Genomic DNA, 15,656 nt, shown 5'->3' on the forward strand with positions numbered 1-15,656 from the left:
TAAAGTTTGGCTTTTTTTTTAAAACTGTACGAACAATGGGCTTTTCCTGGTGCTGCAGGCTTGTCATTGAAAATAAGCCTATTGCCACATTTTATCTATTTTATCGGCCACGGATCCTCGTTCACTAAGCCTGATTATTCCCAGAATTGTATTTACGGTCCAACCCGGGGAAATAATAAGTTTCACCTTTCCGGATACCTTTTCATCTCTTTTTTTGATTTCGGCCTCCCAAAGGTCTTCGGGAGTATCGGCCAGTGTTTTGGCGAATTTCCAGGCACCGTCCCTCGCTTTTTTCATGCTGAAGTCAGCCAGGAAATTATCTGCATTTCGGGCCAGTTTGAGGATCCATTTTAAAGTGGGCCAGACTTTTGCAAGGTCATTTTCCACCTCTTCAACAAGAGAAGAAAGAATCTCATTGATCTGGTGAAAATCTTCATTCAGGTCTTCGATATTTTTGCCTTTTGAAATTTCGGCGGCGGCAATGCCCAGGTCGAGGTTGATGTGTGCATTCATTCCTAACAACAAGTGTTGGAGCACTATGGGCCAAAAACGGGTGGATAGTTCAAAGGTGTGGCCCCAGGAGGTTGTGATCTTTTTATTTTTTTGGTAATCAAAATAGGCATCCAGGTACCTTTGGGCAAAAATGACGTCCAGCTTTTCCATCCTTAAATTATCATTGAACAGGCCCTGGTAGATGCCTTCTTTAACCTTTTTTGTCACTTTTAGATACAATACGGCAAAGTACCCCAGAGGGTTCTGGTTTGTTTTTGAATCAATGATGATTTGTTCTAAGGTGTCAATTACCTCGTCAATGGACTGCATAGGCTGTAATGATTTGGAGGAACGCCGTTAAGAACAAATATCGGGTTTTTTCTAATAGAATTTTAGATTACAGTGTATTGAAAGTTATAACAAAATTAATGGTCAAAAATTTACCCTAGAAAAAATTGCTACTCAACAGGAATGGGAGAATGACCAATATTAAGCTGATGCCAAAACCCCAAAACGAAATGCGGTATTGGAAATCTTTTTCTTCATGGTTTTTATGGCTGAGCACCGTGAAGACAATCCCCGTTCCCAAAAGCACCTTTGAAATAATAGAAATCGTTTCTGAAATTTTTGCCAGCACGGAAGGGTCAAAAGAATCCAAATCGAAACCAATAAAAAGGAAGAAAATCCCCCAGGTTGAGAAAAGATAAGCGATAAAAAAACGGAAGGCAGTTTTTTTGTAATTGCTTTCCATTTTGGTAATGAAGTTGAATTTGCTATTTGATTTTTGCATTTTATACGGGTTGTGGATCTTTGGAGGAGTAAGTTAGGTTAAATTATCCGGATAACGGTTGTTTTTATGAAGTGTACCGGCTAGTAATACGCAATGATGGAAACCGCCAGTAAGATAAAGCCTATAATGTATCCCCACATCGAAACCCTGTACTGGTAGTCATGGACTTCCCTGTTCCGGTAACTCATGATAGCGAAAATCAGTCCAATGAAAAACACTCCCCATGAAATGTAGAGTAAATATTTTAAAAGACTGCTGTAGGCCACAGGGTCTTCAACCGCTTCGGGAATCCTGCCCGATACAAAAACGATAGCCCAGTTCAAAACCAGGTAACCCACAAAAAGCCAAAAGGCCCATTTTTTGTGATTGGTTTGTGGTTCAGGCAGTTGAGGTTGCTGTGGATTATTGACCACATTGAGTGGGATGAAAGTATTATTCATAATCTTATAAATTACTGAAAATCAGTAAATTTAAAATTTAAATTTATCATTTTAAATTTTCCTAATGTTCTCATAGCCTTATCTTCTCTTGGATATTTCATTGTAGCTGATCTGCTTTTGGCGGGAGCATTTAAAACGATTGATTTCCGGGTTGCGCTTGTTCAGGTGTTTCTGACTTACGCCGCTGTGGACACGCTTGCGCCATAATTTAAAGCTCTTGATTTTCATGGTTTTGCGCATCATCTGAATGACATCCTTTTCACTCAATCCAAACTGAAATTCGATAGCCTCGAAGGGGGTACGGTCTTCCCAGGCCATTTCGATAATCCGGTCCAGCGCTCTGTCTGTTAGATTGGCTTGCATACAATTGTTTTGTCTTCTTACTTAAATACTGTTTGGATACGCTATCAACAACGCGTTTTCAGGAAATTGGTTGACGCTCACGAAGGATTTTTGGGACAAACCCCGAGGAGGAAATGGGATAACTGTTATTTGTTTTTTTTGGGGTTAAGTAAAATGAAAAAGAATTTATTTAAAAAAAAAATTACCTAATGTTTGTTTTAATTAAAAATAAAAGGCTTATGTTTGGAATGTTGTGAATCAAATCGTTTGTCAAATAGTTTAGAAAAAAAAGGGTATGATCAGTAATTATTAAAGGTTCCTCCTTTAATCCCGATTGTTTGTACAAGATCACTAATAAAAGTATTAAGACCATACCACTAAACACTAACAAGTTACATTACTTCTCAATAATCAGCTTTCAAAGCCGAGCTCCCTTGCCTTTTGGGTAAGCGGGGATAGTGTTCTTTATTTTTTCACCCAAAGATTCCGCACAGGATGGTTGTGTCCACCTGGAATCTGTTTAAAATATTTTGCAATGAATCATACCTTCTATCTTGTCAGTGCTGACGCTGGAATAGATTATGACCTTCCATCAGCTAATACGATACGGGAATGGATACAGGCCTTGAATGAGCAGGACGGTCAGACTGGAAATAATGTCCTATTTGAAAGTGCCACCGGCGGTCAATTTCCTATTCCTGGGATCCCAGCTCCAAGACCTGCCATGTATGTCTCTGTCGAAACAAGTTTTAAAAAAAATGATTTGAGAGATCAGTTGTTATCGTTAATAGATGCAGATGAATCTTCCGAGTATGCAGACAAGTTTATGATCGTTTTCGACAATGACTAGAGCTTTGGCTGAAACGGATAAATTTTCAACAGGAAAGCACCCGATAAAAAACGAGCTTTAAGGCTCTTCAGGCCCGGGGCAGGCCTAATTATTGAAGAATTTTTTTATTAATAAATACCTACACGAATTAAATTATTCATCTATAAACCTTATAAAATTTTAGATCATGGCATCAGAAACTGTAACGTATACAAATTTCAAAATAACATTAGATAAAAACTCTGCGAAAGAAATTTCAGTAGCGCCTCAATCGGTAACACCTGTGGAAGACTCAAGTGATCTCAAAATTGATTTGAGCCCCGCGCCTGATGATGCCTTTAAACAAGGGGATAACTTTGTAACTGTGACCTATACATCGGACACGGGTACTGTTGTAACTAGGAAGGCCAAATTAACCCTAGACGATACCAGAAATAACGCTGTACTGAGCCCAAGTAAGTCTTCTGTGACTTTAAATTTCAGGGGGCAAATGGCTATTGGACCGGACCCGCTAAACCCCGCGGTAGAGCTTGCCGTCCGTTTTGGCAATATGAATAAAAATAAAGACTGGATCATAGACTTTAGTGATAAAGTTGGGGACGAAAAAATCCCCGGCACAAAAATAAATGTAGGCGCGTTGGTCAATTGGCTGAATACAAAGAATGAGGAAGTAGCAGCAAATGAAACGGCACAAGTTGGAACAGGTTCGACTGTTGAAAAACTGGAGTTGCAAAAACCGGAATTGCTAACTGATGGCCAATTTAAGGATATTATGGACTACAATATTGTATTCAAGGAATTCCATTTCAACATTACCCAAAAAACCTTTAAAATCGAGATTGAGAGTGAAGGTGGTCAAGAATTGACTATTGGGGCCTTTACCCTTAAAAATATAGGTTTTTTGGTAACGAATGAAGAACTGACCGAAGAGGAAGTCTTAAAGCTTGCTTAGAAAGAGATATAATTATTTTGAACCAGCCGATTAGCCTGTGCCTGAACAATCCTTAAACAGGCATAGGCAAAATAGCTTTCCGGAGGGCGACCGTTTAAGGGCCTTCGATGCAGTTAGGATAGTCAGTTGGCCGTGCTGTTTTGGGCCTTTAATTACCGGAATACTACTTCAGGATAACTTTCCTTTCCAATGCAGGGGCAGGGAAGTTTAGGAAATGTACGGACATAATCAAAGGCCGTTGCCGGAAGATTTAGGATCAAACAACCCTCTATTGAATCACGAAAGTATTTATGAGCGATACATCTGCAAAAACGGATCAGGAAAATTCATCAAACGAGGATGATCGGAAAAACCCCTGGCGTTTGGGTCTCTACGGCACCTTTCTGTATGGTGGTCTTGAATTTTCCGGGCGAACGGGGGTATCGATGGGTAAGGAAAAAAGTATTTATTTTTTCCTGGAAAAGGTAGGCAAACCGCTCGGTGTGGGCGATTTAATTCGTGCATTTGACGATAGGTTCAAAGATGCAGATCTGCCTGATGTACTGGGTAAACTACCTGCAGTTAAGTCTATCTTTATAAAGTATGGTTCCACAGTAGATGAAAGCAAATTTGAAATTGGATTAAAGACCCAAATAGAGATAAACGATAAAACGCCGCCTCTTGATATTACGCTCCTTTACCGATACGATAAAACCAAAGAGAGCAGCTCCAACTCCTTTGGGGGTATTTTAGAAATAGGCGATCATCATTTTAGTGTTGAGTTTTCCAGTCAAAAAATTACTGGAGGTGCTGGGAATGGAGAAAGCTCCAGTTCCTTTTTACTCGCCCGGTACGATTATTCAGGCGCCTTAAACCTCAAAACCCTTTTTGAGCCTCTTTTTAAAGGAGCCCCTAATTTTATTCCCGATATTACCATTCAGAATTTCAAGGCCTTCCTGTTGTATAGCAAGGAGAATAAGCAGGTTGGCGGTGACCCAGGGAAAACAAGTTCCTCCCGATTTTTATTGGGCATAGGAGCCGGTTTAGGGGAAACCTTTTCTTTGGAAAACCTGCCCCTGGCCGGAAAAATACTGCAGGGAGATAAATCCTTTAAGATCGATGAGATACTGGTCATGGTATCCTGGGGCAGTTTTACCAAGGAAGAATTCAAAGCCCTTAACGGTGGCAAAGAAGAGGCCTTAAAATTGCCGGAGCCGGATGCTAACATTGGCAAGCAAGGTGGTTTTGCCTTCCATCTGTCTGTCAAAATGACCATTGGCAAGGAGCGTAAGGCTTATTTCTTTTCTCCGGGTCAGAAACAATTGGAGGCAGATGCTAAAGAAGAACAAGCGGCAGTAAAAAAGGGGGAAGATAAGAACCTTCCAGCTGCAAAAGATACCAATGTTACCAACATCCCGGGCACCGTTTCTTCCAGTGCCAAATGGGTGAAAATCGGTAAGAAACTGGGACCGGTAGAGCTGCAACGCGTTGGCTTCGGTTTTTACAAGGGTAATATCATCATTTTGCTGGATACCTCCCTGACCATTGCGGCTTTGGGCGTCCAGCTGAAAGGTTTTGGCCTCGGTTTTGAAGCCAAATGGCCGCCGAAGGTGACAGAGTTTTACCTCGACGGGCTGGGCATTTCCTTCAAAAAGGACCCTATAGAGGTGAGTGGGGCGTTTATGCGGGGTACCCAGGAGGTGGATGGCCAGATGGTAAACGTGTATACAGGTGCTGCGGTTTTAAAGCTCAGTAAGTTTAAGATTTCAGCCCTTGGGTCTTTTGCTAAAGTTGTTGTTACAGTCGATAAAATAGACCCCCAAACACAACTGGTATTATTAGATGAAAATGGGGTGCCCGTAAAAGAGGATAATTCCTATACCTCCATGTTCATTTATGGGGCCTACGATGGTCCCATCGGAGGACCGGCCTTCTTTTTTGTCAACGGTATTGCCGCCGGGTTTGGCATCAACCGAAAAGTAAATGTACCGGGTATTGATGAGGTCCAGGATTTTCCGCTGGTCTCCCTGGTCATGAACGCCAATGTCGCGAAGCCAAAGAGTTTGATGGATATTCTGTCGGACCTGCAAACGCCCCAAAAATCAGGGAAACTGCCCATTGAAATTTCCCGCGGCGATTACTGGCTGGCGGTGGGTATCAAGTTTACTTCCTTCAAGATCATTGATTCTTTTATTCTGCTGATCGTTTCCTTTGGCAACCGGCTAAGGTTTGATATCCTCGGATTATCTGTTTTGTCTTTGCCGCCCAAATTAGGGGAAATGGATCCGTTGGTATACGTGGAACTGGTCCTAAAGATCAGCTTCGGAACGGATAGTGATGTGATCACGGTGGAAGCCATGATTACCCGTAATTCCTACGTTTTTGGTAAGGATGCCAAATTGCGTGGTGGTTTTGCCCTTTACATCTGGATACGCGGTCGGCAAGAAGGCGATTTTGTCGTTACCCTTGGAGGGTATCACCCACGCTTCAAAAAACCCGTCCACTACCCGACGGTGGACCGCTTGTCGCTCAACTGGCAAATTCTTCCCGTGCTTTCCATGAAGGGAGAGCTGTATTTCGCCCTGACCCCTTCCCATATTATGGCGGGCGGTAAATGGGAGGTGGAGTTCAAGACTTCATTCTTAAGAGCTTATGTGATCATCTGGGTAGATATCCTCATTGGGTGGGCGCCCTTCCAGTATGATTTGTCGGCAGGTATCCGGATCGGCATTGAAGCCCATATTGCTTTTATTCATTTCAAACTGGAAATGAGCGCAGAACTTACCATCTGGGGCCCTCCTTTTGCCGGAGAGATACTGGTGACCTGGAATATATTTTCTTTCACCGTTCCATTTGGCGACTCCTCCAAAAAGGAACCCGATCCGCTTAGCTGGGACGAATTCAGGAGTTCTTTTTTACCTACAAAAAAGGAAGCCAATACAAACGAGGAGGTCGATACGGAAGAGGAAATCACTTTAGAAGAGGAAATCACCCAACCGCTTACCATTTTCATTGAAGACGGTATCATAGTAGACCATAAGGATCAAGAGGGGAACAGCCTTTATAAAATCGTTAACCCCCACAAGCTTGTATTGAAAATTGATTCGGATATTCCGATCACGTCGTTGACAGAGGCGGTCAATAACCGCTTAAAACTTCAGGGAGAAGCACCGATACAGGCCCCCGTAATATTAGGCATACGCCCGATGGGGATCTCCCAATTGACTTCCATCCTGGAAATTGATTTGAACTTGAAAGAAGCGTCTTTGCTGGAAAATGAGCAAAAGAAAGAAGACTTTACCTTCTCGATCCAGCCCTTTGTAAAAAGCGTTCCCGAGGCCCTGTGGAGTCCGGAGTCCTTGAATACAAAAGATAAAACGCCAAAGGAAGCGAAGGTGATAAGGAATACGCTGGCAGGTTTGATCATCCAACCAATTGAAAGGCCTATTCCCAAAGGTACGCCGGAATTTGACCTGAAGGGTAAGTTCAACCCTGTAACAAAGCAGCTCGAGTGGGAACGAAGTTTCTTAAAGACCGGGCCTGATAATAAAAAAACCACAAGAGATTCGATAAAAAAAGCTGATGATAAATCCTCGGTGGCCATTGATATTATGAAAGCATTTTACCTGCTGGAAGACGAAGCCATTGAACCCCAAACGATTAATCATCAAAAATGGGAAGCGTATGTAGATGAATTGCAGGATGATCCTGTGATATCAGGGATAGGCGAAATTCCTCAATACGAATAATAAAAATGACCAAAAAAATAATGACGATATAGATGGCGAATGATGCATCAAAAATAGAATGGAAAGAGGAGAAACTCGTTTTTATCCAACATAGCCTTCCAACCATGCTGGCAGGGAAATACCATTTTACTGCCGATGTCACGGGGATCGAGGATAAAAATGGTGCAGCCGTTGGTGGATTAGAAGGAAATTCACAAACCTTTCACGTTGATGCTCCACGGTTTACCCTGGATGTGGGAGGCATCTATGCAGTGTATCCTCCGGACGGGCATTATGGGCATGTAAAAACAAGCCTGCCCCATATCGTTTTTAACCGAAGGACTTTACCGTGGGAGCGAACCATTGATGGTCAATTGGCTAAGGATGCTGCCAACCCCATACCCTGGATGGCTTTGCTTTTGTTGTCTGAAAAAGAGATACTTGAAAATAAGGAAAAGCCCATTAAAATACAAACCGGTTCCCTGAGCGATTTGGAGGTAAAGCAGGACAACATAAAGCGCCCTGCATTAACACTAAATCCATGGGAAAAGGTAGACTTAAGCCAGCCTTGTCAATATATAGATATACCGGGAGCGTTATTTAAGAACATAGCCCCGCCCCTGGAAGACTTGCCTTTCCTGGCTCACGTAAAAAAGGTATCTGTCGACCAGAATAAAGAAGCGGCCAGTATCGATGATGACGGCTTTTTTTCTACCCTCATCTGTAATAGAATGCCTTCAGTCAATCAGGAGGATCCAGATTCAGGCTTACATCATACCGTTTTTCTGGTGTCCCTGGAAGGGCATCAGGACACGATAGAAAAAAAAGGTGAATTAACAAATGAAACGTCCGTTCGGGTAGTTACCTTTTATCAGTGGAGTTTTACCCAGGCTGCCGGCAAAAATTTTAAAGAACTGTGTGAAGATTTAGCCGTCAATCAACTTAAGTACCACCCTGATCTTCCTGATAAAGAAAATCCTGATTCACCAGCTTCAAAGGAAAAGCAAGCTTCCATGGCGGCTTTAGAGAAAAATAAGGCTTTGCAAAAAGCTTTTGAGTATGGTTATGTTCCGTTGCCGCAACATACCCGAAATGGCCTTGAAACGTACGCCTGGTACCGGGGACCTTTAAGCCCGAATTTTGTTCCTACTGACCCCCGGACCAGGATCTACCGAAGTGCAGACAAGGCCCTTAGGTATGATCAGGACACCGGCCTCTTCGATGCTTCCTATGCCGCTGCCTGGCAACTGGGCCGCATGCTTGCCCTGAAGGATAGTTTATTTAGTAAAGATTTATTTACCTGGAATAATCAATATAAAGCATTGGAAAATACTTCTTCCGCTTTAAATACGGTGATACATACCTTACCTGGCGTGGGCAAAGAACAATGGGAAAAGTTAATGCCCAAAATAGAAAAGCAGAAAGCATCCAGCGATTCCGAAGAGACGGAAGTATCCAATGATTCCGAAAAGCAGGAAGCCTTTATTTTCGAGGATCTTGTCCAGGCTTTTTTAACCGAAAAATTCAACCCGGGAGAGGAACAGGTCAAAGACAGCCCTGAAAAAAAAACCATCAAAAAACTGGATCCTGAACGTCCCCCTATTCCCCAAACCCTCAGGAATTGGCTGGAAGATAAATTGTTGCTCTTCGATGTTCCTTTCAACTACCTGGTGCCCAATGAAAAAATGCTGAAAGAAGAAACCCTCGCCAATTTTCACATGGATTATGGCTGGATCGAATGTTTGTTGGATGGTGCCCTGAGTATAGCATGGACAAGTGATTCTGAGAACCTGATGAACCAGGTTATGGAGAAAGGGCCTTGGTCCAGGATAAAGAACCAAGCGGATCAAATGGCTGCGGAGTTAAAAGAAATTAAGGACAAAGACAAGGTCATATCTCCTTCTTTGAACGGGTTTATTTCCGGCTTCATGTTGCGGTCCAAATTAATATCGGGCTGGATAGGGGTTAAAGTATTTGCTAAAGGAGTAGATGCGAGTTTAGAAGATGATCTTGATTGGCTGGTTCCTCTGCGACTGGAGCGTATTAAAGACGATATTCTGTTTTGTTTATTCGACCGAAAAGTCAGGCAAATAGTGATCATTCAGCCTCCGGAATCCATGCATTTTGGACTGGAAGAATCAAGTAAGGAGAAATTTTTAAAGCACCCTAGAGTTGCGGAAAAAGGAGATTTATTGGGAACAATTGATACGCAAAAAAAAGTAGAAAAGATTCCTTTTCGCAACAAGACATTAAAAGTTTTGGACATTAAAAAAATGGCCAAAAATATGCAACAAGTAACCGGTCAGAAAACATTCACCTCGGCCCAGTTTGCCTTTCACATGGTTGAAAGCCCGATACTTTTCACTTTGGAACTTAAGTATTAAATCAAAATTGATGAGCGAGAACGTACCATATTTTATCGTGCCGGTGGATTTAAAAGCCTTTATTTTCAATGGGGTTGCTCCATCTCCCCATGATCAATGGAAAGACCTGGGATTGGATTATGACAATATCGAAGGACTGGTGGGGAGTAAATTGGAAAAGGGAGGCTTATTTTCATCTATCAGGATTCCCAGCCAGGAAGTGGGTATTCACTTGCATTGGACCTTACCCTCTGCGCTTACTCATGGTATTGTTTATAAAGAAGAATTGAATTTCCCTGCTGTGCCGAATCGTTGGCTGGTATTGAGAATACATAGTGAACAAGACGACCTAAAACATAAAGCCTGGGTGATAGAAAGTGATTATACGGAGGATGACGACTGGTCACTCAATTGGCTGTCCATGGATGAGAAGGAGGGGTTTGTTTCCAAAAAAATTGGGAAGGTTATGTCCTTTGAGGACTGGACGGAGCCGGATGAAACAAGAGAAACACTAACGGCCATGGCTCCAGGCAATCCTGCTTTTTCGGCATTGTATAATAGCTGCCAGAATGTTTTTGGCTTTCATGATAAATTAGAGCATTTGGATAAGACGCAGAAATTAACTTTTACTTACTTAGTGGTGGGCTGGTATTCCGATGGACAACTGGACCCACTTAATCCTGCTGGCAAGACAGACAAAAAATTATGGGAGTTGCGCCTGGAAGAGCTTAAAAAAAGATGGGAGCACCCGGGCACATGGCCGGAAACAGGACAGGATACCATTTGTCACTCGGCACTTCATGAGGTCGTTTGGAGTAACAATGAAGACAAAACGGCCCCGGTAATAAAAACCGCTGTGAATACCGTATTGGGAAATACTGCGGTAGAAGGGCTTAGTGCCCGGTTATCCAAACAAACGAAAGCGGATGAAAAATTGCTCTCTGCCTTTCAATATGATTTATTAAAAGAGGTGAAAACACGGGGTGAAATTGAATCCCAAGTCCACGAGAGAGGGTTTGCGCCCATAGGAGGAGGAACGGTTTGGGAGATCGAACGCACCGATGAGGCCAAAGAAAAGGAGGAAGAAAAATTGCCGCCTTTTCCGGACCTCACTTTTTTCAGGGAGGCTGTTGTAAAAGAAACTAATGAGGCAAAAAAAACTGATGAACCCAAAGAAGTGGCTCTGGAAAAGAAGGCTCTGGAAAATTTAGCAAAATTGAAGACCTCATTCTATCAACTCAATAAGGATCAAAATTCATATGATGAAAAGATCCGAAGAAAAAATTCCCTGCAGGTTGAATTCAGAGCTGCCTGGGACCGGGAATTATTAGATAAGGTGGCGGTTGAAAAAATTAAGGAAAGTAAGGAGATCAAGGATGTTCAGGCTGAAATTGATTCGCTTATTAAGGAAATAGAAATCTTATCGGATAAACTCGGTTACGACCATAATGACGGGTACCGTTATGGTACTTCCCAAAAAGAGATACATGAATTATTGGGTTATACCCAGGAACCTGAAAAAAATGACAAAGGCAATCTTACCTTAAATGCCAAAGGCAAATACCGGCTGGCCCGAAAAAAAATGCCCAACTTTTGGCGACCACAAGATCCGGCTTTGTTGTTTTACGGGCCAGGTATCGATGACGCAGATAAATACCGCCAGGAAGATTCGAATGAAAAAGTGAAAGGCAGGTTGATGGAGGGGGTAATCGATAAGGTTTTATTGCGGACGGAAAAAATATCGAAGGAATGGGTTTCTGTTGAAGATGCCGGATTGCCCGCTTTTCCATTGGCCATTAAACCAGATATGCCCCTGGATGTGGTCGAAAGCCTGTATTTTGAAATGCTCCTGATGGATCAAATTGCTGCGATAAAAATGGCAGAAACCTTCTTTTCCACTAAAAGTGGTAGAGGAACGGATAATGATAACCACAAAAGTTTAGGTGAGGCTATTAAGAATTTCTTAAACCCCAAAAAACCTATTGAGGCGCAACTCCAAAATCAATTATTGGGATTCCAGTCAGCCGATGGAGGCAGTATTACTGCAAAAGATATTTTCGACATGGGGAGACAAAAATATTTCGCCTCCATTGGGCAAACCAGGTGGCAATCGCCCTGGACGCCTTTGTTTATGTTGTGGGAAATAGAATGGTACCCGGATTACAAAAAGCAGGCAGATAGCTGGGAATTTGATTTTTCCAACTGGGAATGGGATAAAACCCAATACAGCTGGAAAGGGGATGTCAATACTGAAAATAAAATGGTATTCGAGGGTAAAACTTTGTTGTCAAATGTGGCGGAGCAATTACTCAAAAGCAAATTGCAAGGCTTTGATAAGTTGAGTCAAATCAATCTTTTGTCGCAATCTTTGGACGGGCTGACCGATTGTTTGCTGATGCAAAAACAGGCCATCAGGCTTCCGTTAATGGAAAAAAATGAAGGGGACAAAAAGATTCGGCGTATTGAGAATTTAGATCAATACGAGTCGAAGAGTCATTATTTCCTCCCCATGTCAGATAGTATAAAGGAATCGGCACCCAATTTTTTTCCTTTGAGGGCCGGCCATATAAAAATCAGGCAACTCTGGATCGTTGATTCTTTTGGTCAGATTCAATATGTTGGAAAAAGAGATACTTTAAAGGAAACAACCAATTTTTCGGGTAGTTTGATCGCTGCCAGTGACAATCAATCTAAAGCGAAACACCTTTTTAGGTTGCCGCCCCGGCTTTGCCAGGCCGCCCGGTTGATGTTCAGATGGAAATCTGCGAAGCATGCCGATCAGGATTCCAATTCCGACCCTTCCACCAGTCCTGTATATGGATGGATTTTGTATCACCGGATAGACGAAAGTTTATGGATTTATGATCAGGAAGGCATGGCCCTGGGAGCCCTTTTTTATATTTCGGACAACCAGCCTTTTGGATGGCGAAACGCCCCGGTTAAGGGCAATGAAACGAAGGATCAAAACATGGAGGCTGTCGTGAAAGATGAAACTTTGCGCCTTTTTGTGCAAAGCTTGCAAGCTTCTGGAAAAACCTGGGGAGATCTGAAAAAAGTACTGGAAGACCTGGATGTTTCCTTCGGCAAAAAAGGCCAGCAGTATAGCAATAACCTGGCCCACCAGGTAAGTCAGCCTTTGGCCCTTGCCAGGGCTTCGGTTGGGTTGGAATCTTTTGGCCTTCCTGCTTATCCTCAAACGAATAATGCAACCTGGGATGAGAAAACTCAATTGGAGGCCCGGGGCCTTCAGAATATAAAATTTAACCTTAGCCTGGGAAACCGTGAGCATAGAAACGATGGTCTGGTAGGGTATTTTCTGAATGATGATTTTGAAAAGTTAAATCTGGCTCATGGTTTTGAGCCTTCCAAAAATGAGTATTTCGGAGCCGGGCAAATTCAACTTGGGTTGAATGCCCCAAGGCTCGACCTTACCTTGTTAATTGACCCAAGGGGAGGGGTGACTGCCAGAACGGGTATTCTCCCGGAGAAATTTATTGACCTGCCACAGGAATATATCCAGGAACCTTTGGAGAATATGGAATTATATATCCAGACGACACCGGTACTTAGCGCCCTGGATGAACTGAATCTTCCCCTTCAGCAACAATCCAGGAAGTGGTCCTGGTTTTTTCTCGATGAAAAGGGGAAATGGGGACATAAAGAAGCTCATCCCGGATCCGCCAATAATGATTTTAAATCCCTCGGCCTCCAGGAAGGATTTTTGAAATTGGAAAAAGAAGGGGTTATAATACAAACACAGGAAGAAGAAAAATAACTTTTAAATTAAAAAACGAACAGATGGATTACAAAATTGAACCGGAAAACAACTGCTTGAATAGCTTGGAAAAAAATACTGGCAAAAAGCTTAGTTATAAGCTTTCTGGGACTGAAAGTAATGATAAAATGGCTGCCATCCACCTTATCAAGGTAGAAGGCTTAAGTATAATTACTGACGGTAACCATGTGTATACGCCAGGTTATGTTTATGATGGAAATATTACTTATGATAGAACAAAAACAGGCGCGGATTTTAAAATGGGGCAAAAACTAAAAGATTCTTTTGTTTTTGAATTTGAAAATGTCTATTTAAATCCGAACCATAACCCGGAGATAAAGCAGGCCACGCTAAAAGTTACCTTATTCGGGAAGGATAAGGAAAAGGAATTGGCTCAACTCCCTGCGTTCGTTCGTATAGCCAAAAATGTAAATACCATTGAATACTTCCACATTAATCCTTCCTTTCTGTATAATTCAGGAGTAGTCAAACTTTCCTGGAAATGCCGCAATATAAGTGAATACAGTATCCATTATGCAGATGGTGGTGAAGTTGATATTGTAGGTTCTGAAGTTCTTCCTGAAATAGATGATAATGGCGTTTGCGAAGGAATAAACCTGCCAATAAAAATTGTTGACACTTCCGAAGAGGCAACACATATTTATTTGAAGACTTCCAAAGGGGAACAGGTCGCCAAAGAAATTAACAAAAGAAAAATCATTACTCCTAAAACTGGTTGGAATACCACTGCTTTGTCACAAATTGTGAAGAAAAAAAAGGAAATAAGCGAAATACTGCAATTGATAGGGAATGAATATGATTACAAAATCTGGACATTGGGGAGGTACAAAAAAGAAGGATCTATTCGACTTTGGCAATCAAATACAGGAGGCACGGACGATTGGGAACCAGTGGGCGAGGAAGCAGCAGCGATCGAAAAAGAAGAAGGAAAACCCATTCGACTTCGGCAATCTAATACAGAAGGCACGGGAAATTTGGAACCAGTGGGCGAGGGCGGATCTGCCATCATAATTGAGGAAGCGGATCTTCACCGGCCTTCGGTATTCTATGCCAGTGCAAAAAATGAGCCTGCCAGGCTTTATTTTATTGGGGGAAGTTTACTCGAGATCCGCAGTGAAAGCGCCTCCAACCAGTTATGTAGTTATGATGTGGATGTATCCAGAAAAATCAAGAATCGGAGACAAGAGCACGAGCCGATAAAAGGGGATCCCATCATGGGACATTCCTGTGTTGTTTTTCCTGATGCTAATGGAATCGACAATATTTGGGTGATAGGCGGACTGGATGAATTCGGAAACGGGCTCAATGAAGTCAAACGGTGGGACGGTAAACAATGGCACCAGGAAACGACCCCTGAAGGATTTCCCGCAAGGTGCCAGTTTTCGGCGACCGTTTTAAGGGATGCTTCAGCCCCGGAAGACATGGATAAAATGGAGATCTGGATCGGAGGAGGTTTTGAAGCCTTTGAAGGAAATCCGGTAAGGGATATATGGAAGTACAGTAAAACGAAGAATGGGTGGTCGTGGGGGCAGGTTTTCGATATTGAAAAAAGATCACCCATGACCATTTGTGAGCATTCTAAATGGCTCGTCGCTGCGGCCCTTATCTCCATGGAAGGGAAAATATTCCTTACGTATGTCACCAAAAATCAGGATGGCCGGGAAATTGCTCATTGCTGGATTGTCTTCGACAATGAATATAAAACCGGAGACATAACCAGAGAAGGTTACAGAAAGGGGGCACCTGGAGGTAGCCCATCTGTTGGATGGGATAATATCCTTTTAGGCGGGGGAAACTCCTATTGCCTCCAAACACTCGGGTTCAATGGTTGCGTATGGCTCATCGCCCAGCAAGATAGTAAACAGGATTATATTAACCTTTCAAAAATGTATTATTTAGTTCCGGAACAAACAAATAAAAATTCCTAACAAATAATAACTCACAA

The 15,656-nt window shown here is 42.5% G+C and carries 10 protein-coding genes; 6 read left to right on the forward strand and 4 right to left on the reverse strand.

Annotation, left to right across the window (positions count from 1 at the left end):
* Nucleotides 1–78: 78 nt before the first annotated feature.
* The 4 genes from H6571_14620 to H6571_14635 all read right to left on the reverse strand — a co-directional run bounded on the left by H6571_14620 (nucleotide 79) and on the right by H6571_14635 (nucleotide 2,085).
* On the reverse strand, nucleotides 79–822 hold the full coding sequence (locus H6571_14620; protein ID MCB9324971.1) for a hypothetical protein: 744 nt from the start codon (nucleotides 820–822) through the stop codon (nucleotides 79–81).
* 115 nt (nucleotides 823–937) lie between these two features.
* Nucleotides 938–1,282 (reverse strand): hypothetical protein, encoded by a 345-nt coding sequence (locus H6571_14625; protein ID MCB9324972.1) that lies wholly within the window; start codon nucleotides 1,280–1,282, stop codon nucleotides 938–940.
* Between the two features lie 80 nt (nucleotides 1,283–1,362).
* The gene (locus tag H6571_14630; protein ID MCB9324973.1) at nucleotides 1,363–1,722 is read right to left on the reverse strand and encodes a hypothetical protein; all 360 of its coding nucleotides are present in this window, start codon (nucleotides 1,720–1,722) and stop codon (nucleotides 1,363–1,365) included.
* A 78-nt stretch (nucleotides 1,723–1,800) separates the two neighbouring features.
* Nucleotides 1,801–2,085, reverse strand: a complete 285-nt coding sequence (locus H6571_14635; protein MCB9324974.1) for a TIGR03643 family protein — start codon at nucleotides 2,083–2,085, stop codon at nucleotides 1,801–1,803.
* Nucleotides 2,086–2,599: 514 nt separating this feature from the next.
* On the opposite strand from H6571_14635, the gene H6571_14640 reads away from it, so the two are divergent.
* The 6 genes from H6571_14640 to H6571_14665 all read left to right on the forward strand — a co-directional run bounded on the left by H6571_14640 (nucleotide 2,600) and on the right by H6571_14665 (nucleotide 15,639).
* The gene (locus H6571_14640) at nucleotides 2,600–2,914 is read left to right on the forward strand and encodes a hypothetical protein (protein MCB9324975.1); all 315 of its coding nucleotides are present in this window, start codon (nucleotides 2,600–2,602) and stop codon (nucleotides 2,912–2,914) included.
* Between the two features lie 166 nt (nucleotides 2,915–3,080).
* On the forward strand, nucleotides 3,081–3,845 hold the full coding sequence (locus H6571_14645; protein ID MCB9324976.1) for a hypothetical protein: 765 nt from the start codon (nucleotides 3,081–3,083) through the stop codon (nucleotides 3,843–3,845).
* 290 nt (nucleotides 3,846–4,135) lie between these two features.
* A complete protein-coding gene (locus tag H6571_14650) occupies nucleotides 4,136–7,573 on the forward strand; it encodes a hypothetical protein (GenBank protein MCB9324977.1) in 3,438 nt (1,145 codons plus the stop codon).
* A gap of 32 nt (nucleotides 7,574–7,605) precedes the next feature.
* Nucleotides 7,606–9,936, forward strand: a complete 2,331-nt coding sequence (locus H6571_14655; GenBank protein ID MCB9324978.1) for a hypothetical protein — start codon at nucleotides 7,606–7,608, stop codon at nucleotides 9,934–9,936.
* A gap of 10 nt (nucleotides 9,937–9,946) precedes the next feature.
* Nucleotides 9,947–13,690 (forward strand): hypothetical protein, encoded by a 3,744-nt coding sequence (locus H6571_14660; protein MCB9324979.1) that lies wholly within the window; start codon nucleotides 9,947–9,949, stop codon nucleotides 13,688–13,690.
* 23 nt (nucleotides 13,691–13,713) lie between these two features.
* Nucleotides 13,714–15,639, forward strand: a complete 1,926-nt coding sequence (locus H6571_14665; protein ID MCB9324980.1) for a hypothetical protein — start codon at nucleotides 13,714–13,716, stop codon at nucleotides 15,637–15,639.
* The last annotated feature ends 17 nt before the right edge of the window (nucleotides 15,640–15,656 follow it).

The organism is Lewinellaceae bacterium (assembly GCA_020636105.1).
Classification (GTDB): domain Bacteria; phylum Bacteroidota; class Bacteroidia; order Chitinophagales; family Saprospiraceae; genus BCD1.

What these genes read in the sequence shown, in the direction of transcription:
- H6571_14620 (MCB9324971.1), bottom strand. Translation starts at nt 822, where the DNA reads ATGCAGTCCATTGACGAGGTAATTGACACCTTAGAACAAATCATCATT.
- H6571_14625 (MCB9324972.1), bottom strand. Translation starts at nt 1,282, where the DNA reads ATGCAAAAATCAAATAGCAAATTCAACTTCATTACCAAAATGGAAAGC.
- H6571_14630 (MCB9324973.1), bottom strand. Translation starts at nt 1,722, where the DNA reads ATGAATAATACTTTCATCCCACTCAATGTGGTCAATAATCCACAGCAA.
- H6571_14635 (MCB9324974.1), bottom strand. Translation starts at nt 2,085, where the DNA reads ATGCAAGCCAATCTAACAGACAGAGCGCTGGACCGGATTATCGAAATG.
- H6571_14640 (MCB9324975.1), top strand. Translation starts at nt 2,600, where the DNA reads ATGAATCATACCTTCTATCTTGTCAGTGCTGACGCTGGAATAGATTAT.
- H6571_14645 (MCB9324976.1), top strand. Translation starts at nt 3,081, where the DNA reads ATGGCATCAGAAACTGTAACGTATACAAATTTCAAAATAACATTAGAT.
- H6571_14650 (MCB9324977.1), top strand. Translation starts at nt 4,136, where the DNA reads ATGAGCGATACATCTGCAAAAACGGATCAGGAAAATTCATCAAACGAG.
- H6571_14655 (MCB9324978.1), top strand. Translation starts at nt 7,606, where the DNA reads ATGGCGAATGATGCATCAAAAATAGAATGGAAAGAGGAGAAACTCGTT.
- H6571_14660 (MCB9324979.1), top strand. Translation starts at nt 9,947, where the DNA reads ATGAGCGAGAACGTACCATATTTTATCGTGCCGGTGGATTTAAAAGCC.
- H6571_14665 (MCB9324980.1), top strand. Translation starts at nt 13,714, where the DNA reads ATGGATTACAAAATTGAACCGGAAAACAACTGCTTGAATAGCTTGGAA.